The sequence below is a fragment of the Micromonospora olivasterospora genome (genome assembly GCF_007830265.1).
GTDB classification, from domain to species: Bacteria; Actinomycetota; Actinomycetes; order Mycobacteriales; family Micromonosporaceae; genus Micromonospora; species Micromonospora olivasterospora.
The window spans coordinates 2168504-2188090 of record NZ_VLKE01000001.1; the positions used below are offsets into that span (position 1 = coordinate 2168504).

Genomic DNA, 19587 nt, shown 5'->3' on the forward strand with positions numbered 1-19587 from the left:
GCCTCGAAGCGCCGTTGAGGCCACAACTTCCCTGAAGTTGCTCCTCGGCCCCCGCCGCCCCACGCGCGCCACGCCGCACTTCCCATTTGCAGACCCACCGACCGGCCAGCCGACGGTACCGTCGACAGTGGCCCGGCCGGGTAATGCCGGCAAGGCCGCTGCCCAGTCCTCTCCCTGGGAGATCCCATGCCGGCCCGTATCCGTACCGCCGTAGACCAACGATTCCCCGCCGAACTGGCCCGACTACGCCGCGAGCGCGGCATGTCGCTGCGCGACCTGGCCAGACGCGTCCACTACAGCAAGAGCTACCTGCACGATCTTGAGGTCGGTCGTATCCGGCCGACGTGCGACGTCGCCGGCCACCTCGACGACACCTTGCAGGCCAACGGGACGCTCACAGCAATGGTCGCCGAAACGCCGGCCGTGACCACACCCGACGACGATCAGCGGATCGCGTACGCGATTGCGCAACCGACCCGGCTGGACGCCGCGACCGTTCGCCTGCTCGCGGACGTGCTGGCTGCGCAGCGACGCCTTGACGACGCCATCGCGGCACCAGTGATGCTGCCGTCGGCCGTGCCACAGTGGCGCACCATGCAGGATCTGGCCGCGCGAGCCCGGGGCCCGCACGCACCCGAACTGCAAGCCATTGCCGCAGAGTGGACACAGTTCGTGGGCTGGCTGCACGCTGAAGCGCGCAACGACGCCGAGGCGGTACGGGTGCTGATCGAGGCCGCCGACGAAGCCGACGCGGTCGACAGCGGCCCGCTCGCCGCGCAGGTGGAAAACTTCCGCGGCTACCTCGAACGCCAGCGCGGCAACCCTCGCGGCATCGTGCGGCACTTCCTCGCCGCGTACCACACTCCAGGATCGTCCGCCCTGCAACGGGTCGGCGACGCGGTGCAGGCCGCGCACGGATACGCCCTGCTTGGTGATCGGGCTGCCGCCGAACGCCTGCTCGGTGAGGCAAGCGATCTCACTGAGGCCGCCGAGTCTGAGTCCCCGCCGGCCGCCGCGTACTGGCTGACGCCGACTTTCTCCCGGATGGGTCTCGGGCTGGCGTACCTGGCGCTCGGCGACAAGGCCACCGCAGCGGACAACCTCCGCGCCGGCTTGCAGGGCCTGCCGGACGATCAGCGCGACGCCGAGTGGACGACGGAGTACCGGCAAGCCTTGACGGTCGCCGCCGCCTGATCTGTCTGCGGACAGGTGTGGACAGGTGGCGGACGCTGCACACCTGCCCTGGACGCATTCCGTAACCGCACGATGCTCGTGGGTGGCGGCGGTGTCCAGTCATTGACCCGAACGATGTATGCGAGCACCGTCGCCGCCCTCCCCCGGTTACGAGGATGAGGGAGGCGATCTGGTGGCGATCTGGTCCGAGGTGCGCAACATCGTGCGGTGGCTGCTGCGGCGGTCCGACCCGCCCCCGCCGCCCGGGACCGGCCAGCGTCACCAGGCCGCCGAGCAGGCAGCCGCCCGGCAGCGGCTCCTCGACCAGGCACAGCGGGCGCGGGACACCCGCTGGTACTGCGAGCCGACGCAGATCGTCCCGACCGTGCGGATGACCCTGGGCCAGCTCACCTGCTACGGAACGAGGACCGAGCGGTGAGCCGGGTCGAGGACCGCATGAACCCGAACGACGTGCTGTTCGTCGCCAGCCTCGTCGTCGGCGACCACGACGCCGGCCGGCCCTGCCAGCGGTGCACCGAGCAGGGCTGCGACCAGCTCGCCTGGGCGAGGTCCCTGGTCGACCTGGCCGCCGCCAACATGGCGCAGTTCCGGGCGCTGGTGGGGTCATGGTGACAGCAGGGGTGGTCCGCTGGGAACGGCCACCCCCGCCGGCTCGACGCGGCAACAACGCACTCATGACCGGGGCCGCCCGGCGCGCGGCTGCCGAGCTGCGCGAGCAGCCCGAGGCGTGGGGTGTGGTCGTGGAGGGCGCGGGGGCGCGGGTGCTGGTGACCCGGATCCGGCAGGGCCTGGACCTGGCGTGGCAGCCGGCCGGCGCGTACGAGGCGGTCTGCCGGACCGTCGACGGGCGGATCACCATCTACGCCCGCTACGTCGGCCTGGAGGAGTGACGGTGGAGATCAGGCTCCCGGCCGACACCCGGCTGTCCCTGCGCGCCGGCGAGTGGGCCACGCACGGCGGGCAGCTCGGCACGACGTACCTGGATCTGCGGGTCGTCGATGTCGGCGGCGAGCCGACCGACGTGCCCGGCTGGGTGCGGGTCCGCGGCCACGGCCTGGAGTGCCGGTGGGCTTCGGTCGACTGCCCGGAGCCGTGGTGCATCGAGATCACGGCGCGCAGCGAGGCCCTCTACGACGCGGCGAACCGGTAGGCCGGCGTGCGTCGGAGCCGAGCACCGCCGCCCCGCCGGTAGACTGACCCGGCCCGTGAGCTGCCACGATCCCCGACAGATCAGGAGAGCATCCGTGCAGGTAACCCAGGCCCTGGACATCATGGAAGCCCTCTTCCGGGCCGCCGAGCACCCGGACGTCACCGCCGTCGAGCGGTACGGCCGAGACGCACAGCCCGGCGGCCAGTCGCCCCCGGGCGTCAAGGTGCTGCACCGGTCGGGGTCCGCCGCGATGCTGTGGGCCGCGCTGCCGCCGCGTGATGTCACGCCGGTGCCGCTGCCCAGCGAGCCGCTGCCGCCGAAGTGGCGTGCGGCTCGCATCCTCGTGCTCGCCCACCAGCTGCTCGACGTCGCACGGCCGGACGCCATCCGGTCGTGGGAGCTGTGCCGGCAGGCCGGCGTCGAGTCACCGGTCGCCGCCGCCCTGCGCATCACCGCCAGTGACGGGTCCGCGATCTACCTGCGCGCGACCTCGGCGTCCGGCTCGGCGGCCGAGCCCGAGACCGACCCCTACCCGGACTACCAGATCCCCCAAGGAGTCCGTGAATGGCACCTCAAAGTCAGTGCTCCGTCTGCGGAGCCCGTGTCGGCGTAGCCTGCGGCGGGTCCTGCCCGCCGCACCAGGCGATAGGTAGCCGTGGCACCTGCCCCGGCACCGGCCGAGCAACCGTGTAGCAGCACGCGGCCCCGCTCCCGCCGCCAATGGGAGCGGGGCCGCATTGTTGAGTACCGCTGACCATCGGGCCAAGCACACACCTGCTCGACCCGCAACGCTTCCTGATCGCCTGCTGCTCAAGGGAGACGACACGCGGGCGGGACTGTCGCCGGGCAGCAGACGATCAACAGGCTCCCCGGCCCGACTCGACGGGGGCGGCAAGCACTCCACCCGACGGCGACCGCCTCGCGCGCCGCCCCCGCGCAGCGCCCAGCCGGAGAGCACCACGGCGACCAGCGCCGCGGCCAGCAGGATCGCCGGGTGGCCGGCCAGCGCCAGCAGGCTCGCGCCGGTCGCCACGGCGACCGTGCCGAGGCCGAAGGTGAGCATGTTGACCGTGGCGGAGACCCGACCGACCAGCGCGCCCGGCGTCTCCCGCTGCACCGCGCTCCAGACGGTGACGAGCGCCAGCGGCACGCCGAGCCCGACCGCCAGGCTGCCGGCGACCACCGCGGTGAGCGAGGGCGCGGCCCGCAGCGCCAGGCCGGCGGCGAACACCGCGACCGCCGCGGCCATCACCCGCCGGTCGCCGAGGCGACGCAGCAGCGCCCCGGTGGCCAGGCCGCCGACCAGGGAACCCACGCCCTGGACGGTGGCGAGCACACCGTTGAACTCCGGCGGCCGGTGGAGGCCGGCATCCACGACGGCGTACCCGACGGCCCCGCGGAGTCCACCAGCAGCAGTGCCGGAAGCAGGCCCGCCATCACGGCGTGCAGGGCGATCAGCAGCGGGCGGCGGCGGACCCGGTCGGCGAGCACGCCGATCAGCGGGGCGATCAGGGCCGGCCCGGGCGCCGGAGTCGGCGGGCCTGACGACCGACGCCGAGCTGTGGGTCTCCCCGGCGGACTGGGCGGCCGCCCGGCAACGCCTGCACGCGATCCTGACCGAGCTGCACGACGCGGCGCGCCCCCCGCACGCCCCCGGTACGGTCCGGGTGGGCGCGACGGTGCTGGCCTTCGAGATGACGGACCCGGCGCAGCCCGACTGACGTCACCCACCCGCCCGAGAGGTCCGATGAGTTACCAGCTCAGCGCGGTCGTCGCCGACGTCGAGTTGCTCCGCGAGCAGACCGCCGACCTGGACCACGCGGTCCTGGCCGCGTTGCGCCAGGACTTCGCGCTGCTGCCGCTCACCCCGCAGTTGGTCGAGGAACTGACCGGCGCGCTGCCGGACTTCGCCGTCGGGAAGCCGAGCCCCGAGCAACCGTTCGAGCTGGTGCTCTCGCCGGCCCTGACCGGGTTGCTGGCGCGGTGGTCCCGGCAGGGGCCGGTGGCGTACCTGGAGGCGGAGTTCTCCGGCGGCCTCGGGCGGCAGGCGTCGATGGTCTGGCTGGGCGGCGCCGTGAGCTGGGGGCCGCACTTCGACGACGTGCTCGACGCCCCGCGCGAACGGTGGCCGCTCAACGCGGCGCTGGTCCGCATCGGCGCGGAGCCGGGCCGGTGGATCGACCCGTTCGCCGAGCTGGGCCTGCACCTGGAGCGGAACACCGCCGGGTGGCTGGCGCACGGCCGGCGCGGGCTGTCCGCCGACTACTGGGACGACCTGGCCGAGGAGTGGGAAAACCGGCAATCCGCCGATCGGCAGCAACCTGAGCGCCCCGGTCCCGTTGTGGACTGGGGGATTCCATGAAGTTGCGACAATTCGGATTCATCGCGGCGCTGCTGACCGCCGCGTCCATCGCCGGCAGCGGCGTACGTCCACACCGGCCGGTCGACGACGCGAGACCAGCCGGCAACGACCAGGTAATGGACCTCAACGGCCTGCCCGACGTCGAGTTCGGCGACACCGAGCAGGACCTGACCCGCCGAGGGCTGTTGCAGGCGGGGGTCGAGGCGTGCGGCCTGACGCTCGCGGGCCACGCGGCGGCGAGCCCGGTCTTCGTCGACGACCGGCTGGTGCTGCTCTGGGTCGACGACTCCTTCCGCACGCCGGAGGGGATCACCGTCGGCACCCCGGTCGCCGAGGTCCAGGCCCGCTACCGGACGACGCACCGGCTCGTCGCCCCACAGGGGACGCACCGCTTCGACGGGCTGCTGGCCGCCAGCGGTGACCGCGCGTACCTCTTCCTGCACGACGGCGGCACGGTCCGGAAAGTCATCGTCGGGTACGCCGACTGGGCCCGCCGCCTCTTCGACGAGGGCCACGGCCCCTGTTGACGACGGAACGGACCCGACGAGAACCTTGTTGTCGGTGATCGACCACCATGGAATGATTCCCCCGCCCGCACAGGTCGTGCGGGATGCTTCACGGGGAGTGCGGCCGGCGCCACGGTGACCACCGGGGCCGACCGGTTCGCCGTCTGCTTCTCGATCCCGGCGGACCAGCGCGGGGCCGGGGAGTCGATCACCTGGAAGCGGACCGCCGGCAGCGGTGACGCCCGGATGTCGGTCTTCGATGCCAGCGGCATCCGCTACTGCGGGCCCACCGGGTACGCCGTCGAGCGGACGATCACCTGCTCCCTGCCCGCCGGCCCGGTCACGGTGCTGCTGGAGGCCGACTCGGTCGACGCGGCGTACCAGCTCACCCACCGGGACGCGAGCCTCCCGGCCGCGTGAGTTGCCCTGTGTCAAGCCGCCACTTGATGATCTTGTTTGAGCAGGTGTTGGAGGGCTCGGTGGCGGTCCGGGTCGTAGGGGGTGTTGGTGGTCCAGCATTTCCAGATGATGTCCAGCCAGGCGCGGGCCAGGATACGGACCGCGTGGGGATGGTCGTGGCCGCGGGCTCGGGCTCGTTGGTAGAGGTCGGCGGCCCAGGGGTTGGCGTGGCGGCTGTCGCCGGCGAAGTCGCAGACGGCGTCGCGCAGTTGTTTGTCCACGGCCCAGCGGAAGGTCACGATGCGGACTTTGCCGGATTCGCGGGTCGAGGGTGCGACGCCGGCGAGGCAGGCCAGGGACGCTGGGGTGGGGAACCGGCCGCGGGCGTCGCCGATCTCGGCGAGCAGCCGGGCGGCGCGGACGGTGCCGGAGCGGGGCAGGCTGGTGAAGATGTCCCGGTCGGGGTGCAGGTCGAGGGCTTCGGTGATCTGCTGGTTCAGGGTGTCGATCTGGGCCACGATGGCGGCCAGGGTGGCGAGGTAGGCGCGGGTGATGCCGGCCAGGGTCTGTCCGTAGTCGCCGGTGGCGCCGCGAGGCGCGGCGTTGATGCGGGTGTGCAGCACGGCTGGGTCGGTGCGGCCGCAGTAGCTCACGCTCTTCAGCCAGGCGGCCAGGCGCTTGGGCGACAGCCAGTCCAGGGCGTCCTGGGTGGTGAACCGGGTCAGGAACTGCCGGCTGATCGACGAGTCGATCTCGTTGAACAGCTCGACGGTGGCCGGCAGCGCCGTGGCCAGGTGGGCGCGCAGCTGGTTGGCGACCGCGATGCGGTGGGCGACCAGGTCTTTGCGAGCGCGGCACAGCTTGCGCAGCCCGGTGGTTGTCTCGCTGTCCAGCACGAGCGGGGTCAGCCGGCGCCGGTCGGTGCGGACGGTGTCGGCCAGGACGTAGGCGTCGAACCGGTCGTCCTTGTTCCCGGCCGAGCCGTACCGTCGGCGCAGTGCCTTGACCTGCGAGGGTGGGATCACGTACACGGTCGCCTCGGCGGCCAGCAACGCATCTACGATCGGCCCGTCCGGGCGTTCGATGCCGACCGCGTCCACCCGATGCCGGTCGAGCAGGTCGATCAGCCGTCTCAGGCCGGTCCTGGTGTATTTCAGCGTCAGCCGCTCCAACGGCTCACCGTCGGCGTCGACCACGCAGACCGCGTAGTCGTCCTTGGCCCAGTCCACCCCGGCCGAGTTCCCTCGCGCCGACGCGGCGGTGTCGGTCACACTCATAGTTGCCTCTCCGCTGCGCTACCAGTGGGGAAGCACCTGGCGGTTCCGGGACACCACTGCCGGTCGCTCATTGAGCGGCGCTCGATGGCGCATAGCCCTGTTGCCAGTCGGGGTGTCCCGGGCCGCCGGGCCTCGCAGAACTCACGCTGGACCTCGAAGGTCGAGCGAGCTGGGCGATGGCCCGACGGTCACCGGTGCACTCGAACCAACGTCAGCTCGAGTGAGACAAGGGTGCACCAATGAGCCACGGCGGGCCGGCCCTGCCGGGGCCGGCCCGCCGACCATGCCCTACACGTGACAACGCCCGGCCGGTCCGTGATGGACCCGACCGGGCGTTGCCATCTGGCAGGGTTGCGTTCGTCCCGGTCCTGCGGACCGCGGCGGCTCAGTACACCGGGCCTCCGCCCTGCGGCCCGGCGACCTGCAAGCCGTACCGCTTGGGCCAGAAGCGGTCGGTGCGCAGGGTCGCACCGCTCCACGAGGTGGACTGCGGCACAAGCCCGCCGGTGGAACCGTGGAACACGGTCATGGCCCCGGACGCGTACCCGCGAATGTCGTCGGGCACCTCTTCCCCGTAGGACCCCACGACGGCGTCCAGCCCGCCGCTTCCGTCGAGGTTCAGCAGTGCGACGGAGCCACCGAACTTGTCCCCGCGCTCCGCCGCGTCCGGGACGACCGGGTGGTTCTGGTCGAATCCCTGGGCGCCGCTGCCGGTCAGCCCGGCGGCGGAACCCTTGAGCAGGACGACCGTGCCGGCCTCGGCCGTCGAGCCGATGGCCTCGCCGGGCGCGCCGACCAGCACGTCCGCCTTGCCGTCGCCGGTCACGTCGCCGACCGCGAGCGTCGCGCCGAAGCGGTCGTCGTCCTCGGGGTCGCCCGGCACACCGGCCGTGCGCTGCGTGACGACCTTCACGGCGCTGCTGGACAGGCCACCGGACCGGCCGGTGAAGGCCGCGACGAGACCAGCGTTGATGTGCGGGGTCTGGGCACCGGGCACCCCGGCGATCACCTCGCCCAGCCCGTCGCCGTTCACGTCGCCGACCGCGAGAGTTCCACCCAGGTACCAGGCGATGGTGTCGGGATGGCCGGTCGCCTCGTAGATGGCCGCACCGGTGACGGAGGTCGCACCGCTGAACGACACCCCGCTCGCCGAGCCCCACATCAGCGTGACCATGCCGCTGCCGTACCAGCTCGTGCCCTCGTTCTCCCGCGGCGCGCCGATGACCAGGTCGGCGTACCGGTCGCTGTTGACCCTCCCGATCGCGAGCCCGGAGCCGAAGTGGTCGTTGCGCTCGGCCGCGCCGGGCACCGCGGCCTGGTCCTGGTGCAACTGCCGGGCGCCGGTCGCGGTGAGGCCACCCGAGCCACCGAAGAGGACGGTGACCGCGCCGGCCTCTGTCTTGGTGCCGATCGACTCCCAGAACGCGCCGATCGCGAGATCGTCGCGGCCGTCCCCGTTGATGTCGCCGGCCGCGAGCGCTGCCCCGAACGAGTCGTTGGTCTCCGACTCGTCGGGAACGCCCGGCGAACCCTGGTTGAAGTGGCTCGCCGAGTCGACCACGAGACCCGTCCTGCTGCCCGGGACGATCCAGACCCCGCCGCCGTGAATCCTGTTGCGCGGATCGACCTCGTCCGAGTCACCGATCGCCAGGTCGTCGTAGCCGTCGCCGTTGAAGTCACCCGCCGCGAGTGCCGCGCCGAAGCAGCTACAGCCGCCCTCCACCGGCGGCAGAACGCCCATGAAGTAGTCGACCTGCGGGGCGGACGAGTACCGCACGACGACCACGCCGGTCGGGTAGTGGGGCAGGTTGGGGTCGAAGGGGTCGCCGGTGACCGCGACGTCGTCGACACCGTCGCCGTCGAAGTCGGAACGGGTGACACCCGTCCCCGGCGCTGGGCGGGTACCGATCCTCTTCACCGGAACGCCCTTTGTCGCCACCCGCTGGTACTGCAGGACGACCCCCTCCCGGGTGATCGTCCGGAAGTCGTCGGCCGCCTCCGCCGGGGCGCTGATCCCCAAACCGGCCAGGACGGCCAGGACCGACACACTCACAGTCTTCCGACGCACAGAACCCCCGTTCGTTGTTGGCGCTCCGACACGATAGAGGGGTTGATCGATAGCCGTAACCGGATGAACGGGCACGCTGAACGACGAACGGGCGGCGCGGTCCATCGAACGGTCGGCCTGGCCGCGCAGCAGGACCCGAACCGAGACCGGAAGCGGAACGCCCGGCCGATCCTCACGGACCTGCCGGGCGTTCTCGCGTTCCCCGAGCGGTGGCGGCGGGATTTGAACCCGCGGAGGGCGTAAACCCTCACACGCTTTCGAGGCGTGCTCCTTAGGCCACTCGGACACACCACCGCCGAGTAGGGTACAGCACGCCGGGCGTGGACGCCGAACCGGTACGTCGCCAGCCGGCCTGGCAGGATCGTCGGCATGAGTACGCACATCGGCGCGAAGCCGGGAGAGATCGCCGAACGGGTCCTGATGCCGGGCGACCCCCTGCGGGCCAAGTGGATCGCGGAGACCTACCTCGAGGACGCCAAGTGCTACTCGACGGTCCGGGGAATGCTGGGCTTCACCGGCCGCTGGAACGGCGTCGAGGTGTCCGTCCAGGGCTCCGGCATGGGCATGCCGTCCGCCTCCATCTACGCGCACGAGCTGATCAACGAGTACGGCGTGCAGAGCCTCATCCGGGTCGGCTCCTGCGGCGCCCTGAGCGAGGACCTCCAACTGCGGGACGTCGTGGCCGCGATCGGCTCGTCCACCGACTCGAACATGAACCGGATGCGCTTCGACGGGCTGATCGACTACGCCCCGGTCGCCGACTTCGGGCTGCTGCGTACGTCCGTCGAGGTGGCCGAGCGGCGGGGCGTCAGCATGCGGGTCGGGCCGATCCTGGCGGCCGACGCCTTCTACACCGACCGGCCGGACCTCTACGACACCCTCGCGGACTACGGCGTGCTGGCCGTGGAGATGGAGTCCGCGGCGCTCTACACGATCGCCGCCCGGTTCAAGGCGCGCGCGCTGACCATCCTGACGGTCAGCGACCACATCAAGACCGGCGAGAAGACGACGGCGCAGGAGCGCGAGCAGACCTTCTCCCAGATGGTCGAGATCGGCCTGGACACGATCGTCGCCTGATGCCCGCCGCGCCGCGCCCGCCGAGCCCGCCGAGCCCGCCGGGCGCGACGGTCCGGAGCGTCGACCGGGCCCCTTCCGGTGCGAGCTGCGTCAGGAAGGGGCCTTGTCCTTGAAGAACGCGCGGAGCAGGACGGCGCTCTCGGCCTCCAGGACGCCGCCGTAGGCCTCCGGCCGGTGGTTGAGCCGGCGGTCGCGGACGACGTCCCACAGCGACCCGACGGCGCCGGTCTTCGGCTCCCAGGCGGCGAAGACGACGGTGGAGACCCGGGCCAGCACCAGCGCCCCGGCACACATCGTGCAGGGTTCGAGGGTCACGACCAGGGTGCAGCCGTCGAGCCGCCACCGGCCCAGCCGCTCGGCGGCCCGCCGCAGGGCCAGCACCTCGGCGTGCGCGGTCGGATCCTGGGTCAGCTCCCGCTCGTTGCGCCCGATCGCCAGCTCGGCGCCGTCCGGGCCGTACAGGACCGCGCCGACGGGGATGTCGTCCGCGCCGGCCGGGCCGTCGGCGGGGAGGTCGGGGCCGGTGACGGCGACCTCCAGGGCGCGGCGCATCCAGAGTTCGTACCGCTGCCGCCGCCCCGCGCCGGTCGGGTCGACCAGGCCCTCGTCTGCGCCCGGCCCGGCCCGGCCGACCGCACCGGGCGTCGGCTGCCCGGGCCGGAGCCCTTCCAGGGCGGGGTCCGTCGCGTCGGCCGGCTCGGCGCCGCCGGTCCAGCCCGCGGCGGAGCGCGCCGCGCCGACCCAGCCGCCGGTGCCGGCGCCCGCCGGACCGCCGTCGCCCGCCGACCGGTCAGACGCCACGCAGTTCCTCGACCTCGTCGGCGCAGCCGAGCACCTGGCAGATCTCGGCGGTCACGTCCGCCGGCAGCATGCCCTCGTGCGCGCAGAGGTTGAGCAGCCGCTGCGGCGAGACGCCAAGGTCGGCGAGGATGTCCGCCTCGCCCACCGGGTCGGCCTCCGGGTCCACGGCCGGCTGCTCGCCGTCCTCGTCGCCCCCGGCGGCGCTCGGCCGCGCCTCCTCGGTGTCGTCGAACCCGGTGACCGACGTCTTCAGGTCGCCGACCAGCAGGGCGCCGAGCCGGGACTCCTCGGCGTACGCGGAGTCCGAGCCGAAGACGCGCAGGTCCTCGCCCTCGTCGAGCCGCAGGATGACCAGGTACGCGTCGTCGGCCTCGACGAAGAGCAGCGACAGGTCGGCGTCCGGGTCGACGTCGCGGAGCCGGTCGGCGACCTCGTCGACGTCGGCGGCGCCCCGCAGGTTCACCTCGGCGGCGGTCCAGCCGCCGTCGTCGCGCACCACGGCGGCAGCGAAGTACGACACGGTCCCCCCAAATTGGCCTCGGCGCAGCACGCCGACTCGTTACGCGTGCACGTTATCCGGTCGGGTCGGCAGGCGACCGGTCAACGCCCCGAAGGGCCGGTCGGATCCTGTGGAAAGTGTGGTCGGCCGGGGCCGGTCAGCCCGCGAGGCGGCGCCGGGTGGCGATGAGCTGCCGCAACTGCTCGGTGCGGGCGCGCCGCGGCCGCTCCCGCTCGCGTACCGCTCGGGCTCCCGCCAGCTCGGCGAGGATCTGGAGGCGGCGGCGGCTCCGGTCGGGGTCGAGCCGCGGGGTGGTCCAGGTGGTCCAGGCCATACCGCCGAGCGTGCGCCGTCCGCGCGGGTACGTCAAGCCGGGCTTCACTGCGCAGCCGAGCGACGACCGAGGGTGTTCGCCCAGGCCGGGCGGCCTTTTACCACAGGGGCCAGTCGCCGCTGGCGGCCCATCGGACGGCGACCACCGCGGCGGCGATGCTCCAGCCGCCGGCGGTGACGATCGCGACGCCCGTGGCGACCCCCCGGTCGCCGAACCGCACCAGCGCCAGGGCGGCCAGCCAGGCCAGCCCGCCGGCCAGGACGGTCCACCAGGCGTACCCGGAGACGTCGCGGCCGAGCAGGCCGAACAGCACGAGCCAGGCGGCGGCGAGGGCGCCGCCGGCGGCGACCCCGGCTCCCGTGACCGGGTGCGGTTCCCGCCACGTCGGCCGCGACGGCGGGCCGGAGGGGAAGAGCCCGGAGGGGGTACGCGCGCCGGGGCTGCCCGGCTGCGGCTGGCCGGGGAGGGCGGGCTGCCAGGCCATCGGCGTCACTCCTTTCCGCACCGCGGTCCGCGCCGGGCGGACCGTTCGTCCCACCGTAGCCGTTCTGTCAGGATGATCGGATGGCCTCGCGTCCCACCCGTCGCCGCCGCCCGCGCGCGGCGTACCCGGTCCTGCTGCTGCTCGCGCCGGTGCTGGCCGCCGGCTGCGGCGCGCCGCCGCCGGCCGCGGCGCCCGGCGGCGGCTGGGTGGGCACGCCCGGCCCGACCGGCGCCGGGCAGCCGGCCACGACGGGCGCAACGCCCGCCGCGCCGACCGCCACCCCGCCGACCGCCGCGCCGTCGCCCGCGCCGACCCGCGCCGGCCTGCGGCACGTCTTCCCGGTACGCGCCGGCAACGTCGACTACCACCCCACCCACTCCGCGTACCCGGGAACGGACATCTTCGCCGACTGCGGCGAGCCCGTGGTGGCGGTGACCGACGGGACGGTCCTGGAGGTGAGTCGGGTGGACCGGTTCGACCGGCGGGGGCCGTTCGGGCCGTACAACGGGGGCCTGTCCGTGTCCCTGCTCGGCGACGACGGCGTGCGCTACTACGGCTCGCACCTGAGCGTCATCGCCTCCGGTGTGGACGCCGGCGTCCGGGTCCGGGCCGGCCAGCAGCTCGGCAAGGTGGGCCGGACGGGGAACGCCAACAACGTCTGCCACCTGCACTTCGGCATCTCGCCGGCCTGCCGCGGCCACGACGACTGGTGGATCCGGCGCGGGGTGGTCTGGCCGGCCCGGTACCTCGACTCGTGGCGCCGGGGCGGCAACCGGGAGCCGGCCGCCGAGGTCGCCGCGTGGCACCGCAGGCACGGCTGCCCGAAGGCGCCGGCGACGACCGGCGGGGCCGGCTGACCCGACGCGCCGGAGGGGCCGGCTGACCCGCCGCCGCGCCGTCGGTCGTACCCCGGCCGGCGGCGTGGGCGCGTAGGTTGCAGGGCATGAGCCCCCGCGACCCGATCGCCGACCTGCGCCGCATCGCGTTCCTGCTCGAACGGGCCAACGAGGCCACCTACCGGGTGCGGGCCTTCCGGTCGGCGGCGAAGGCCCTGGCCGTCCTGCCGGACGGGGAGGTCGCCGAGCGGGTGCGCACGGGGAAGCTCACCGAGTTGTCCGGGGTCGGCGACGTGACGGCCCGCTGCGTCGCCGAGTCGCTGGCCGGCGAGGAGCCCGTGTACCTGCGCCGGCTGCTCGCCACCGAGGGCAGCGACCTGGACACGGAGGCCACGGCGCTGCGCACGGCGCTGCGCGGGGACTGCCACACCCACTCCGACTGGTCCGACGGCGGCTCGCCGATCGAGGAGATGGCGCTCGCGGCGGTCGAGCTCGGCCACGAGTACGTGGTGCTGACCGACCACTCGCCCCGGCTCACCGTGGCCCGGGGCCTGACCGCCGCCCGGTTGCGCAAACAGCTCGACCACGTGGCGAAGGTCAACGAGGCGCTGCCCGAGGGCTTCCGCATCCTCACCGGGATCGAGGTGGACATCCTCGCCGACGGCTCGCTGGACCAGGACGAGGAGCTGCTCGCCCGCCTCGACGTGGTGGTCGGCTCGGTGCACAGCGGCCTGAACGACGAGCGGGCAAAGATGACCCGGCGGATGCTGACGGCCATCGCCAACCCGCACCTGGACATCCTCGGCCACTGCACCGGCCGGATGGTGTCGTCCCGCCCCGTCGGGGTGAGTGGCCCCGGCGACCGGGGGCACCGGGCGCGGACACGCAAGGAGAGCGACTTCGACGCCGACGCGGTCTTCGCCGCCTGCGCAGAGCACGACGTAGCCGTCGAGATCAACTCCCGCCCGGAGCGGCAGGACCCGCCGAAGCGACTGATCCGGCTCGCCCTGGAGGCGGGCTGCCGCTTCGCGGTCAACACGGACGCGCACGCGCCCGGGCAGCTCGACTGGCAGCGCTTCGGCTGCGAGCGGGCGGCGCGCTGCGGCGTACCCGCCGACCGGGTGGTCAACACCTGGCCGGCGGAGCAGCTGCTGGAGTGGGCGCGCGGCTGAGCGCCGGGGGGCGGCCGGTGGACTGCCCGCGCAGGTGACGAACCGTCAGCGGGGCGCGGCGGGTTCGGCGGCCGGCAGCACCGGGACGCCCGCGCCGGCCCGGCGCCGGCCCAGCAGGCCCTGCGTCACGGCGACCCCGGCCAGGACGACCAGCGCGCCGACGGGCTGGTCGCCAGTTCAGCCGCTCGTCGAGCGCCAGCGCGCCGATGAGCACCGCGAAGACGGGGATCAGGTAGGTGACCGTGGACGCGGTGCTCGCGCCGGCCACCCGGATGTTCCGCATGTTGATCACGAAGGCCAGGCCGGTACCGAGCGCCCCGAGCGCGAGCACGCTGGCCAGCACCCCTGCCGAGAGGCGGGCCGGCGCCGGCGGCGCCCCGGCCACGAGCGGCGCGACCACGAAGAGGTGGGCCCAGACCCGGGGCTCGCGGGGCAGCCGGTCGCGCAGCACCAGCAGCACGACGAGCAGCGTGAGCGCCCCGGCGGTGACCCGGTAGAGGGTGAGGTGCAGCGGGTGCAGCTCCCGCACGCCGACGTTGATGAAGAGCAAGCTGGAGCCCCAGATCGCGGCGAGCGCGACGAAGCCCGGCAGCCAGCTGCGCAGCGCCGGCTTGTCAGGAGTGAGGTGCGCATTCACTCCTGACACTTTGCCGGAGGGGTACGACGGGGTCTCGCGCTTTCCGGCCACCGCGCCCTCCGTCACAGAAGCCGTTCACGTCGACTTCGACCTGCTGCCCTGAACACGGCAAACACGCTCGACAGCCGGGGCGGGACGGTCGCGTAGGGTCACCCTGTGGGACGAATCGATGACCTCGCCGACCGGTACGTCGCCGACTGGGCGCCGCTGAGCCCGACCGGCGCGACCTACGTCGGCATCTCCGGATACGACGACCAGCTGGACGACCTGTCGCCGGAGGGCTACGCGGCCCGGGCCGAGCTGGCCCGGCGTACCCTCGCGCAGCTCGACGTGACCGAACCCGACTCCGAGTCGGAGCGCACCGCCAAGGAGGCGATGCAGGAGCGCCTCGGCCTGGACCTCGCCCGGTACGAGGCCGGCGAGACGACCAGCGAGGTCAACGTGATCGCCAGCGGCCTGCACGACCTGCGCATGGTGTTCGACCTGATGCCGACCGAGGGCGCCGACGCGCAGGCCAGTTTCGCCGCCCGGCTCAACAGGTTCGCCAGCGCCCTTGAGGGCTACAAGACGACGCTGCGCGAGGCGGCTGCCGCCGGCCGGGTCAGCTCCAGGGCGCAGCTGATCGAGGTCGCCAAGCAGTGCGACACCTGGACGGACCCGAACGGCGACAACTTCTTCCACGGACTGGTCGAGCGGCTGGGCGCGGAGGGCACGCTGGACGCCGACCTGCGCCGGGGCGCCGCGGCGGCCACCGCCGCGACGGCCGGGTTCGGCCAGTTCCTCCGGGACGAACTGGCGCCGATCGGGCGGGACAAGCAGGCCGCCGGCCGGGAGCGGTACGAGCTGGCCTCGCAGTACTTCCTCGGCGCCAAGGTCGATCTCGACGAGACGTACGCCTGGGGGTTCGCGGAGCTGGCCCGGCTGGAGAGCGAGATGCGCGCGGTGGCCGCCCGGATCGTCGGGCCGGGCGCCACGGTCGACGAGGCGGTGGCGGCGCTGGACGCCGACCCGGCCCGCACGATCCAGGGCAAGGAGGCGTTCCGGGACTGGATGCAGGCGCTGGCCGACAAGGCGATCAGCGAACTGCACGGCACCCACTTCGACATCCCGGAGCAGGTGCGCCGGATCGAGTGCTGCCTCGCCCCGACCAGCGACGGCGGGATCTACTACACCGGCCCGAGCGAGGACTTCTCCCGCCCCGGCCGGATGTGGTGGGCGGTGCCACAGGGCGTCACCGACTTCTCCACCTGGCGGGAGGTGACCACCGTCTACCACGAGGGCGTCCCGGGTCATCACCTCCAGGTCGCGCAGACCGCCGTCCGGGCCGACCTGCTCAACCGCTGGCAGCGGCTGCTGTGCTGGGTGTCCGGGCACGGCGAGGGCTGGGCGCTCTACTCCGAGCGGCTGATGGACGAGCTGGGCTACCTGGAGGACCCGGGCGACAAGCTCGGCATGCTCGACGGGCAGGCGTTCCGGGCGGCCCGGGTGATCGTCGACATCGGCATGCACCTGGAGCTGGAGATCCCCAAGGACAACCCGTTCGGCTTCCACCCGGGCGAGCGGTGGACGCCGGAACTGGGTTGGGAGTTCATGCGGGCGCACTGCCGGGTGCCGGACGAGAACCTGCGGTTCGAGCTGAACCGCTACCTCGGCTGGCCGGGACAGGCCCCCTCGTACAAGGTGGGCGAGCGGATCTGGCTCCAGGCCCGGGAGGACGCGAAGGCCCGCAAGGGCGCCGACTTCGACCTCAGGGAGTTCCACCGGCGGGCGCTCGACCTGGGCTCGCTGGGGCTCGACCCGCTGCGCCGGGCGCTGGCCCGGATCTGACGACGACTGGGGCCGGGGGCCGGTCGATCGAGTCGACCCGCCCCAGCGGCTTTCCCGCCGCCACCCGTTCGCGCAACTCGTCCCGGGTGAACCAGCGCGCCTCCAGCAGCTCCACGCCGTCCACCCGCACCTCCTCGGAGCTTGCGGTGGCTCGGAAACCGACCATCAGGCCGGCCGGGAACGGCCACGCCTGCGAGCCCCGGTACGACAGGTCCGTCACCGTCACCCCGGCCTCCTCGGCCATCTCCCGCCGCACGGCGTCCTCCAGGCTCTCGCCCACCTCGACGAACCCGGCCAGCGTCGAGTACGACCCCTCCGGGGCGCGGCCGTGCCGCGCCAGCAGGCAACGCGCCGGCGGGTTGGGCGCCTCCACCAGCACGATGATCGCCGGCTCGATCCGGGGGAACAGCAGCCGCCCGCAGTCCGGCCCGGCGCATGCCCGTACGTGCCCGCCGTCGCGCGCGACCGTCGCCGCGCCGCAGGCACCACAGTGGCGCTGCTGGCGGTGCCAGTGCAGCAGCCCCCGCGCGTACGCCTGGGCGGCCGCCTCGGCCGGACCCAACCGGCCCGCCAGGGCGCGCACGTCCCGCGCGGCGGCGGCCCCGGCGAGGCGCAGCGCGTCGGGCTCCGCGTGGCCGGACAGGTCGGCGGCGAACACGGCCCCGCCGTCGTCGGCCAGACCGAGGAAGACCACCTCGTCGGCAACCCCGCTGATCTCCGCCGCGGTCGCCCCGGTCAACCCGACCGGCGCGTCGTCGGCCGAGACCAGGCAGCGGTCCCGCCACAGCGCCAGCAGCACGCTGCCCGTCCCGGCCAGCCGCTCCGAGAGCCACTCCGGGTCCCCGCGCAGCGCGCCCGCCCGGTCCAACCATCCGCCGCCGTACGCCAGCGTCCGCTCGTCCGTCCGCACCCGCACACCGTGCCACGACGGGCCGCCCGCCCGCACGCCGGCGCCCCGCCCGCGTACCGCGGGCCCCGACACGCTGCCCGGGCACGGCCTTGGCGCAGACTGTCGATCGGCTCGCCCGTTGGTTACGGTAGGTGTCTTTGGGACCCGCCCCATGTGGTACGTACCGATCGAGGTTGCTGTGACTCTGTACGGCGATACACGACCGCCCGCCGACGACCGGCCCACCGTCAAGGTGACCGCGGTGAGCTGGCCGGGTGACGAGCCGGAGACAGCCGCCGCAGCCGCCCCGGACGCCGGCCCCCGACGCCGCCCCCGCCGGCTACGCGTCCTGCTCGCCGTCGGCTCCGCCGCGGTCGTCCTCGGGGCGGTCGCCGGCGCCGGCGCGTACGCATACGCCGGCGACGTGCCACGCGGCACCACTGTGCTCGGCGCCGAACTGGGCGGTCGCAGCCGCGCCGAGGCGGTACGCGAACTGCGCGCCGAGCTGACGCGGTCCGGCGCGTTGAACGCCCCGCTCCGGGTCGTCGTCGGCGAGAAGAACGTCGAGCTCAAGCCCGCCGACGTGGGGCTGGCGGTCGACGTCGAGGCGACCGTCGACGCGGCGGCGAAGGCGTCGGCGCACCCGGTGAGCCGCCTCGTCGGGTCCCGGGCGGTCGCCCCGGTGGTGACCGTCGACGCGGCCCGGCTCGACGCGGCCCTGCACAGGGCGGCGGGGGACCAGACCCGGGAATGGACGGTGCCGGCGATCATCTTCACCGGCACCACCCCGAAGCCGGTGCACCCGAAGCCCGGGCTCGCGCTGGACCGGGAACGCACGGCCCAGGTCGTCCGCGTCGGCTGGCTCTCCGGCCGGCCGGTGACCGTCCCGCTGGTGGAGCGCGCGCCGGCGACCACCAGCGAGGAGGTGGACCGGCTCGTCGCCGAACTGGCTCGCCCGGCCGTCGCCGCCCCCGTCACGCTCCGTACGCCGAAGGGCTCGGTCACCATTCCGCCCGCCGCCATCGCCCGGAGCCTGCGCTTCGCGGCCGACGACGCGGGCAGGCTCACGCCCAGGATCGACGTGAAGCGGCTGCGCACCTCCCTCGACAGCCGGTTGGACGCCCTCGAGGTCGAGCCCCGCGACGCCCGAATGACGATCGTCGACGGGAAGCCGAAGGCGGTGGAGGGTCACCCGGGCCAGCAGCTCGACGCCGCCGCGCTGAGCCGGGACCTGCTCGCCGTGCTGCCCCGTACCGCCGACCGGACGGTCACCGGCCAGCTCAAGGAGACGCAGCCGAAGCTCACCACCGAGAAGCTGGCCAGCCTCGGGATCAAGGAACGAGTCTCCCGCTTCACCACCCACTTCACCGGCGGGCTCTCCTCGCCGCGCAGCCAGAACATCGCGCAGATCGCCAAGGAGGTCGACGGCGCGGTGGTGCTGCCCGGGGAGACGTTCTCCCTCAACGGTCACACGGGCGAGCGCGGCTACGCCCAGGGGTACCGGGACGCGCCCGTGATCCTCGACGGCAAGCTCGTCCCGGGCGTCGGCGGCGGGACCTCCCAGTTCACCACCACGCTGTTCAACGCCACGTACTACGCCGGCCTGGAGGATGTCGAGCACAAGCCGCACTCGTACTGGTTCAGCCGGTACCCCCCGGTGATCGAGTCCACGATCTTCTGGCCGAGCCTCGACTTCAAGTTCCGCAACAACACCCCGCACGGCGTGCTCATCGACACCTCGTACACCTCCAGCTCGGTCACCGTGTCGATCTGGAGCACGAAGATCTACGACAGCGTCAAGACCGAGTACGGGCCGCGCCGCGACATCACCAAGCCGAAGACGATCCACCTGACGCCCGGGCCGTCCTGCATCCCCAGCAACGGCATCGACGGCTTCACCCAGGACGCGTTCCGGGTCATCAAGAAGGACGGCAAGGTGGTCAAGCGGGAGAAGTTCAGCTGGCGTTATCTGGCTGAGCCCCGCTACGTCTGCGGCCCGGCCCAGAGCTGAGGCCGGTCCCCGGGACCCCGATGCCCCCGCCGGCCACGTCGCCAGCGGGGGCGTTCCATCGGGT

21 protein-coding genes, 1 tRNA gene and 2 pseudogenes are annotated in these 19587 nt (G+C 73.5%); 14 read left to right on the forward strand and 10 right to left on the reverse strand.

The annotated features are described in order from the left end of the window. The first annotated feature begins 186 nt into the window (after window positions 1-186). The 6 genes from JD77_RS09925 (at window position 187) to JD77_RS09950 (ending at window position 2957) form a co-directional block, all read left to right on the forward strand. Window positions 187-1194, forward strand: a complete 1008-nt coding sequence (locus JD77_RS09925; protein WP_145774007.1) for a helix-turn-helix domain-containing protein — start codon at window positions 187-189, stop codon at window positions 1192-1194. Between the two features lie 172 nt (window positions 1195-1366). Next, on the forward strand, window positions 1367-1612 hold the full coding sequence (locus JD77_RS09930; RefSeq protein ID WP_145774008.1) for a hypothetical protein: 246 nt from the start codon (window positions 1367-1369) through the stop codon (window positions 1610-1612). Continuing rightward, window positions 1609-1806, forward strand: coding sequence for a hypothetical protein (locus JD77_RS09935; protein WP_145774009.1), 198 nt, complete (start codon window positions 1609-1611; stop codon window positions 1804-1806). The genes JD77_RS09930 and JD77_RS09935 overlap by 4 nt, the downstream gene beginning before the upstream one ends. Before the next feature lie 62 nt (window positions 1807-1868). Continuing rightward, the gene (locus JD77_RS09940; RefSeq protein WP_145774010.1) at window positions 1869-2084 is read left to right on the forward strand and encodes a hypothetical protein; all 216 of its coding nucleotides are present in this window, start codon (window positions 1869-1871) and stop codon (window positions 2082-2084) included. Window positions 2085-2086: 2 nt separating this feature from the next. Beyond that, window positions 2087-2344 (forward strand): hypothetical protein, encoded by a 258-nt coding sequence (locus tag JD77_RS09945; protein ID WP_145774011.1) that lies wholly within the window; start codon window positions 2087-2089, stop codon window positions 2342-2344. Window positions 2345-2438: 94 nt separating this feature from the next. Further along, entirely contained in the window at window positions 2439-2957 is a 519-nt protein-coding gene (locus JD77_RS09950) for a hypothetical protein (RefSeq protein ID WP_145774012.1), read from the forward strand. Window positions 2958-3347: 390 nt separating this feature from the next. On the opposite strand, the pseudogene JD77_RS35450 reads toward JD77_RS09950, so the two are convergent. Further along, window positions 3348-3719, reverse strand: a pseudogene (locus JD77_RS35450) (MFS transporter); the annotation flags it as partial. A 372-nt stretch (window positions 3720-4091) separates the two neighbouring features. On the opposite strand from JD77_RS35450, the gene JD77_RS09960 reads away from it, so the two are divergent. The 3 genes from JD77_RS09960 (at window position 4092) to JD77_RS09970 (ending at window position 5632) form a co-directional block, all read left to right on the forward strand. Beyond that, on the forward strand, window positions 4092-4706 hold the full coding sequence (locus tag JD77_RS09960) for a hypothetical protein (protein WP_145774014.1): 615 nt from the start codon (window positions 4092-4094) through the stop codon (window positions 4704-4706). A 32-nt stretch (window positions 4707-4738) separates the two neighbouring features. Next, the gene (locus JD77_RS09965) at window positions 4739-5233 is read left to right on the forward strand and encodes a hypothetical protein (protein ID WP_387226798.1); all 495 of its coding nucleotides are present in this window, start codon (window positions 4739-4741) and stop codon (window positions 5231-5233) included. Between the two features lie 114 nt (window positions 5234-5347). Then, a complete protein-coding gene (locus JD77_RS09970) occupies window positions 5348-5632 on the forward strand; it encodes a hypothetical protein (protein ID WP_145774016.1) in 285 nt (94 codons plus the stop codon). An 11-nt stretch (window positions 5633-5643) separates the two neighbouring features. Here the strand turns inward: JD77_RS09970 and JD77_RS09975 are convergent, their stop codons facing one another. The 3 genes from JD77_RS09975 to JD77_RS09985 all read right to left on the reverse strand — a co-directional run bounded on the left by JD77_RS09975 (window position 5644) and on the right by JD77_RS09985 (window position 9250). Continuing rightward, complete coding sequence (locus JD77_RS09975; protein WP_145772620.1) at window positions 5644-6888, reverse strand: IS110 family RNA-guided transposase; 1245 nt, start codon at window positions 6886-6888, stop codon at window positions 5644-5646. Window positions 6889-7273: 385 nt separating this feature from the next. Beyond that, window positions 7274-8935 (reverse strand): FG-GAP repeat protein, encoded by a 1662-nt coding sequence (locus JD77_RS09980; RefSeq protein ID WP_246140596.1) that lies wholly within the window; start codon window positions 8933-8935, stop codon window positions 7274-7276. A 228-nt stretch (window positions 8936-9163) separates the two neighbouring features. Further along, window positions 9164-9250 (reverse strand) — tRNA-Ser (locus tag JD77_RS09985). A 75-nt stretch (window positions 9251-9325) separates the two neighbouring features. Between JD77_RS09985 and deoD the strand changes: the two genes are divergently transcribed. Continuing rightward, on the forward strand, window positions 9326-10033 hold the full coding sequence (gene deoD, locus JD77_RS09990) for a purine-nucleoside phosphorylase (protein ID WP_145774018.1): 708 nt from the start codon (window positions 9326-9328) through the stop codon (window positions 10031-10033). A gap of 90 nt (window positions 10034-10123) precedes the next feature. Here deoD and JD77_RS32795 read toward each other — a convergent pair whose 3' ends face one another. The 4 genes from JD77_RS32795 to JD77_RS10005 all read right to left on the reverse strand — a co-directional run bounded on the left by JD77_RS32795 (window position 10124) and on the right by JD77_RS10005 (window position 12151). Next, the gene (locus JD77_RS32795; RefSeq protein ID WP_211372790.1) at window positions 10124-10585 is read right to left on the reverse strand and encodes a nucleoside deaminase; all 462 of its coding nucleotides are present in this window, start codon (window positions 10583-10585) and stop codon (window positions 10124-10126) included. A gap of 238 nt (window positions 10586-10823) precedes the next feature. Continuing rightward, entirely contained in the window at window positions 10824-11354 is a 531-nt protein-coding gene (locus JD77_RS10000) for a tRNA adenosine deaminase-associated protein (protein ID WP_145774020.1), read from the reverse strand. A gap of 136 nt (window positions 11355-11490) precedes the next feature. After that, the gene (locus JD77_RS31975) at window positions 11491-11667 is read right to left on the reverse strand and encodes a hypothetical protein (protein ID WP_170286402.1); all 177 of its coding nucleotides are present in this window, start codon (window positions 11665-11667) and stop codon (window positions 11491-11493) included. Between the two features lie 97 nt (window positions 11668-11764). After that, window positions 11765-12151 (reverse strand): hypothetical protein, encoded by a 387-nt coding sequence (locus tag JD77_RS10005; RefSeq protein ID WP_145774021.1) that lies wholly within the window; start codon window positions 12149-12151, stop codon window positions 11765-11767. 80 nt (window positions 12152-12231) lie between these two features. Here JD77_RS10005 and JD77_RS10010 point away from each other — a divergent pair, with 80 nt between their 5' ends. Next, on the forward strand, window positions 12232-13008 hold the full coding sequence (locus tag JD77_RS10010; RefSeq protein WP_145774022.1) for a M23 family metallopeptidase: 777 nt from the start codon (window positions 12232-12234) through the stop codon (window positions 13006-13008). 86 nt (window positions 13009-13094) lie between these two features. Then, entirely contained in the window at window positions 13095-14159 is a 1065-nt protein-coding gene (locus JD77_RS10015) for a PHP domain-containing protein (RefSeq protein WP_145774023.1), read from the forward strand. Between the two features lie 45 nt (window positions 14160-14204). Here JD77_RS10015 and JD77_RS10020 read toward each other — a convergent pair. Then, window positions 14205-14796 (reverse strand): annotated as a pseudogene (locus tag JD77_RS10020) (DMT family transporter). A 156-nt stretch (window positions 14797-14952) separates the two neighbouring features. Here JD77_RS10020 and JD77_RS10025 point away from each other — a divergent pair. Further along, window positions 14953-16623: a DUF885 domain-containing protein gene (locus tag JD77_RS10025; RefSeq protein WP_145774024.1), complete on the forward strand. Its 1671-nt coding sequence runs from the start codon at window positions 14953-14955 to the stop codon at window positions 16621-16623. On the opposite strand, the gene nudC is transcribed toward JD77_RS10025, so the two are convergent. Continuing rightward, window positions 16544-17533 carry an NAD(+) diphosphatase gene (gene nudC / locus JD77_RS10030; protein ID WP_145774025.1) on the reverse strand — a complete coding sequence of 330 codons (990 nt, stop codon included), beginning with the start codon at window positions 17531-17533 and terminating at the stop codon, window positions 16544-16546. The genes JD77_RS10025 and nudC overlap by 80 nt on opposite strands. A 151-nt stretch (window positions 17534-17684) precedes the next feature. Between nudC and JD77_RS10035 the strand changes: the two genes are divergently transcribed. Continuing rightward, the gene (locus tag JD77_RS10035) at window positions 17685-19523 is read left to right on the forward strand and encodes a VanW family protein (protein ID WP_170286403.1); all 1839 of its coding nucleotides are present in this window, start codon (window positions 17685-17687) and stop codon (window positions 19521-19523) included. Window positions 19524-19587 lie beyond the last annotated feature (64 nt).